We start from the raw sequence: 5,836 nt of genomic DNA, 5'->3' as shown, positions 1-5,836 counted from the left end.
CACGGTGGGTGCGGAGGTGTCGTCATTGGTCTTGCCGAGGAAAGCGGATATCCCGATCTCGGCGAGACTGCAACCGTCCGCGAATGTGACCGTGGCGCTGCTGTGGCGGAACGCCCAGCCGTCGATGGTCTCCACGGATGCGGGTATGGCGACAGTTCCGAGGCTTTTGCACTCGCCGAACATCTTGTATCCTATGGCGTTGAGACCCTCGCCGAGGATGACCTCCCGGAGGGAATCGCAGCCCGTGAATATGTACGCGGAACCGTAATCGACTTTGCCTTCGGTATTCGTTTCAGAAACATTGATGTGCACAGAACCAGGAACATATACCTTCTCCACACTGGTGCCTGAGAAGGAGGATGGGCCGAGAGTCACCAGGCCGTCGTTGAGCATAACCTCGGAGAAACCGGTCGAACGGAAGAAGGCCTTGCTGCCTATGACCTCCAGGGTGCTGGGGAAGGATATGGAGTCAATATTGCAGAACATGAAGGCCTCGCTGGGCACACGCACTATGCCCTCCCCTATCACAAGGTTCCCGAGGTTCCGGTAACTCGTATCACCGGTCCCGTTGAACAGTGATTTGGGTACATCGGTCACGGAATACGTGTTGCCTCCGTGTTCCACGGATCCAGGTATGTGCACTCCGTCCGCGGCGCCGTCCCCGTCGGTGTCCGCCAGGGTGCCGTCGTAACCTGTTATGAACGCGGTCCTGACATCGCCGTCGAGACAGCATTTGTAAGTGATTCCGTCGATCGTCGTGTATCCTTCGACCAAACCGTCGGCGGTCGTGTCCTCGACGAGTGCGAGCGCAGGCATCATGCATACCGCCGCCGCTATTATTATCGCTACATATGATTTACAGTTCATTCGGGCTCCTCCTCCTAGCCATGGATTTCCTTATACCGCGGCATGTAGATAATATACATAAAGATTTCTAAATTACTAACCAGACTGGAGAAACAGATCCATCATGATTGGTGATATCATCGAACGGTGTCCACGAGCTACTCGTCGGTTAACGCCCATGCATCCGCACATCCTGCCGCTGGATGCCGATCTCACACCATTTTTATATACAGATGTTCATATATGCGCTCCCGTCTAGGTAACAAAAGAATAATTTCGCCAACAGGGTTTTAATACGCACTTGCGGTTGGACATGGATATGCTGCGCTGAGGGCGCGGAGTGATTGCAGATGTCCGGCAAGAATGGCGAATTCAACGATGTCCCCTCGGGACCTGGCAACAGACAGAGACTCAGATTCGAGACGCTACAGCTCCATGTCGGGCAGGAGGAGCCCGATCCGGTCACGGACGCCCGGGCGGTCCCGATATACCTGACCGCATCCTACGTCTTCAAAAGCTGCGACCATGCCGCCAGGAGATTCACCCTGGAGGACCCGGGTAACATATACGGAAGGCTGACCAACACCACCCAGGAGGTCTTCGAGAGGAGGATGGCCGCACTGGAGGGCGGCACCGCCGCCCTGGCCGTGTCCTCCGGGGCCGCCGCCATAACCTATGTGGTACAGAACCTGGCGGGGACCGGGGACCATGTGGTGTCCTCCAACGCCATATACGGCGGTACGTACAACTGCTTCGCCCACACCTTCGTGAGGCACGGGATAACCACCACCTTCGTGGACCCCGACGACTATGAAGGGTTCGAGAGGGCCATAAGGCCGAACACCAAGTGCCTCTTCGTGGAGACGATCGGCAACCCCAACGCCCAGATAAGCGACGTCGAGAGGATGGCCGACATAGCCCACCGGCACGGGATACCCCTCGTGGTCGACAACACCTTCGCCACCCCCTATCTGTTCAGGCCCCTGGAGCACGGGGCGGACATCGTGGTGGAGTCCGCCACCAAGTTCATCGGGGGCCACGGGACCATACTGGGCGGCGTCATCATAGAGGGCGGCGGCTTCGACTGGGAGGCCAGCGGGAAGTTCCCCGTGATGACGGAGCCCGACCCCAGCTACCACGGCATAAGCTTCGCCAGGGACTGCGCGGAATCCCCGCTGTGCACCAGGATAAGGGCCATACTCCTCAGGGACACAGGCGCCTGCATATCCCCGCTCCACGCCTTCGGGTTCCTCCAGGGCCTGGAGACCCTCTCCCTCAGGGTGGAGAGGCATGTGGAGAACGCCCTCAGGGTGGTCGATTTCCTCAAGGGCCATCCCAACGTGGACAGGGTCAACCACCCCTCTCTGCCCGACCATCCCAACCACGCCCTGTACGGGAGGTACTACCCCAACGGGGCGGGATCGATCTTCACCTTCGAGGTCAAGGGCGGATTAGAGCAGGCCAAGAAGTTCAGCGACTCGCTGAGGATCTTCTCCCTGCTCGCCAACGTGGCCGACGTGAAGTCGCTGGTCATACACCCGGCGAGCACCACCCACTCCCAGCTGACAGCCGCCGAGCTGGAGGAGCAGGGTATAAAGCCGAACACCGTCCGCCTTTCCATCGGCACGGAGCACATAGAGGACATACTGGCGGATCTGGACCAGGCGCTGAGGGCCTCCGGGGACTGAGCGTGCCGGAAGGACGGGACGGACCCCGCTGCACGGGGCTCCTGCCCGTTCATCCCCGGAAACGGGATTCCTGGAACGGCGCTCAGTCCGCTCCGTTCTCCCCGCATCCGGAGTGCATGACTGATGCCAGATCCCCGTCCGAGGACGAGAGTATCCACTTCAGCGGATGGAACGAGCTGGAGGTCTCCCTGCCCAGCGATGCCACGGCATAGTACCTTACATCCTTGAAGACGGACTCCAGGGTCTTCACGAACTGCTCCTGCCCGTTGTCCACCAGGAAGCCCCTGGCGGCCGGGTCGGAGTCCGTGCCCGCGCTGGGGGACAGCATCTCGGACACCCGGGGGGTGTCCGCCTTCGTGAGGACCACCGCCACAGGTATCGTGGTGGTGTAGGAAGGACCGGTGCCAGTGACCTCGTTGAACATGGACAGGAACGAGGACAGGGTGTCGAGGGGGGTGGACCTCCTGACGGATGTCTGCGGTGAGATCAGGGAAAGAGGGTCCACGGTGAACAGGAATCCGTCCGTGTACGTGAAATACTCCTCGAATATGACCTTGTCCTCCCGGGGCTCGAACTCCGCGCCGGAGATGTCGTTGATCAGCAGCTCCTTCTCCCTGGAGAACCTCCTGCTCTTCAGGAAAACTATCTCGGAGTCCCTCTCGCCCGGTTCCGTGCGCATGGCGGACTCCGGCTGGCGGTAACGGCCGCTGCTGACCCAGGGGGTCACAGGGTCCAGGGAGAAGCCGCATTCCTTCGAAGCCTCGTCCAGGTTGTTCAACGCGGACAGGACCAAGGTCGTCTTCCCGGAGGCGGGGGCGCCCACGGTGGAGATGACGATCGGGCGCGCCTCCCGGGTCATTATGTCTCTCCCGCAGAACGGGCAGACGCTCCTCAGCTGTCCGCGTTTCCCGTCATCGTACGTGCACGGCATGTCGTGGCCCCTGCTGCAGGTATGGTATCTGGTCCCGCACTCGTTCGGTATCGGATAGCTCAGGATCTGGTCGCATCTGCATCTGACGTTCGGGCGCAGGAAGTTGCGCTTGCAGTGGGGGCACACGGCGTACTCGGTGTTCTCCAGGTACTCCTCGGAATCCGACCTGGACGCGCCCCTTATCTTCGCGCCCATGACTGCCTTGAGGATGAGGAACGGGAGCACCATGACGAGGTCCATGAGCAGGGCGAACGGCAGGGCGAACAGGAAGAAGAACGCCACAGGGATCAGCATCAGGAAGCTGAGCCTGTATGCCGCCAGCATTCCGTTCCAGGGAAGCAGCAGCATCCTGGCTGCGGCGTTGCCGCGGTGGGTGAAGAGCTTCTCCTTGGGTTCCTCCTCGCCGTGGCACATGTCCTTCGACACCTTGACGAAGGGACCGCTGGCCACCAATAGGAACCCCGCAACGGTGAAAGCCGCCACCAGGAACCTCCAGTACCTGTCGATGTCGAAGCCGCCGGACGAGGATGCGATGACATCGTGCAGAGAGACGGATATCCAGTTCATCATGTCGACGTAGCCCGGGAGGCTCATGAAGAGACCTTGCTCCGCACCGGGCACGGGCAGGAGCATGTACATGGAATACACAGCGGCGCCCTCCGCGACCAGCTGGGCATAGAGCGAGTATGCGAAGCATGCGGCTATATAGGCAAGGCCTATGCCGGACACAGTCCAGTACAGATTCCTGTTGGCCCTGTTCATGTGAGGGGGATATGTGATTCCGATTATATGGTTTTCCGGAGAACGGGTCCGCGGCACGGTAGCATCCGACAGGGACGCGGATGGCGTTGAAAAGGACCCGTTCCCCCGACACATCGGAGGGCGGGCCCCCGGGTGCCTCGTGGACGGGCGACCCGCCCGCCGTCATCGGCACCCGGCCGGGGAGACCGGGCGTCAGACGGGGTTTAGCACGTAGACGCTGTAGCTCAGGTATCCCGCGAAGGTCACCCACAGCAGATACGGTATCTGCAGCATACCCGCGCGGCGGTCGTGCATCCAGAACACGATTATCATCGCCAGGACGGACAGCCATATGGCCACCAGGATTATGAAGGCCAGCAGGTAGTCCGCGAGGACGAAGAATACCGGGGACCACACGATGTTCAGGGAGAGCTGCACCCCGAACACCACGTACGGCTTGAGGTCCTGCTTACCGACCGTCTTTATGATCATGTACAGGGACACGGCCATGAGTATGTACAGTATCGTCCAGACTATCGGGAACAGATATCCGGGAGGATACACCGGGGGTAGCACCAGAGTGCTGTATATGCCTATGCTGTCTCCCGACACGAAGCTCGATATCATTCCGGCCGCAAGACACAGCAGCAGGCACGCCAGCAGTATCTTCCAATCCATCTTCTTCAGTATGTTCTCCAAGTCCACACCTTTTCATAAATACGCATTGTGTCCTTTTAAGGGAAGCGTATCCGGACGGTAATCATGAACGATGAATTGAAAAACATTAAGACGGGGGCATGAGCCCCCTGTTTCCATCGGTTCAGGCTTCTCCCCGGTCTCACGACCTCATCAGGCGCATGACGACCACGATCGCCAGGATCACGACGACGATGACCAGCACGATCATCAGGATGTCGGTCAGGGACATGCCCGCGGCTGCGGGCTGGTCCTTGGTGACTCCGGTGACGCCGGTGATCTGTCCGTCTCCGGACACGGTCAGGGTGCCGCTTGCGACGGACACGGAGCCGCTGGTCTTTGCGACCGGCGTTCCGCTGTATCCGTCCAGCACCTTGACGGTGAAGGAGTGGGCGCCCACGCTGAGGTACACGGGTCCGGAGACCAGGCTGCCGTCGACGTAGTATTCGACGCCCTCGGCGTACTGGAAGGTGACCTGGAAGGTCGCGACCTCTATGAAGCCGTAGGACTCAAAGATGTCTCCGAACACCGCGTGGTTGTTGGCGCTGAATATCTCGGTCTGGTCGGGGTTCTTGTACCATCCGACGAAGGAGTATCCATCGATCTGCGGGACGACTAAGACGGCGTTACCGGAGTTGGAATACTCCGTCACATAGACATCATCGCCTATCATGAAGACCATCTTCTTGGCTTCAGAGGCGACAGAACCGCCTATGATGTCAGTACCCGAAACGGCCTTGCCAAACTCGGCATCGGCGTAGATCATCACGATACCAGTTCCAGGAGTTATCTTGCCGGTACCCTCATAGGACTGGACCCCGTATATCACGAGGGCCGCTGCGGAGAGAGATGTGGCAGGGGTTCCGAGGTAGGCGCTTGCATCCTCACCGTACAGGAAGAGATCCAGCACGTAGAGAGCTCCGCTCTCCATGGA

Annotated in this window: 5 protein-coding genes; 1 reads left to right on the top strand and 4 read right to left on the bottom strand. The window is 59.8% G+C overall.

The genetic code is table 11. From position 1 onward, the window contains the following. Window positions 1–867 (bottom strand): leucine-rich repeat domain-containing protein (locus tag LHW45_10845; protein MCB5286067.1); only part of this gene is annotated, 867 nt, incomplete at its 3' end. A 329-nt stretch (window positions 868–1,196) separates the two neighbouring features. Here LHW45_10845 and LHW45_10840 point away from each other — a divergent pair. Further along, window positions 1,197–2,534: an O-acetylhomoserine aminocarboxypropyltransferase/cysteine synthase gene (locus LHW45_10840; protein ID MCB5286066.1), complete on the top strand. Its 1,338-nt coding sequence runs from the start codon at window positions 1,197–1,199 to the stop codon at window positions 2,532–2,534. 82 nt (window positions 2,535–2,616) lie between these two features. Here LHW45_10840 and LHW45_10835 read toward each other — a convergent pair whose 3' ends face one another. The 3 genes from LHW45_10835 to LHW45_10825 all read right to left on the bottom strand — a co-directional run. Beyond that, entirely contained in the window at window positions 2,617–4,227 is a 1,611-nt protein-coding gene (locus LHW45_10835) for a hypothetical protein (GenBank protein MCB5286065.1), read from the bottom strand. Between the two features lie 192 nt (window positions 4,228–4,419). Continuing rightward, window positions 4,420–4,905 carry a tryptophan-rich sensory protein gene (locus LHW45_10830; protein ID MCB5286064.1) on the bottom strand — a complete coding sequence of 162 codons (486 nt, stop codon included), beginning with the start codon at window positions 4,903–4,905 and terminating at the stop codon, window positions 4,420–4,422. 139 nt (window positions 4,906–5,044) lie between these two features. Beyond that, a partial coding sequence (locus LHW45_10825; GenBank protein MCB5286063.1) for a hypothetical protein occupies window positions 5,045–5,836 on the bottom strand: 792 nt, incomplete at its 5' end.

It is taken from the genome of Candidatus Cloacimonadota bacterium, from assembly GCA_020532085.1.
In the GTDB taxonomy this organism is placed as follows: Bacteria; Cloacimonadota; Cloacimonadia; order Cloacimonadales; family Cloacimonadaceae; genus Syntrophosphaera.
Note: the sequence above shows the minus strand (reverse complement) of the source record. Positions and strands in the feature narration are given on the sequence as shown.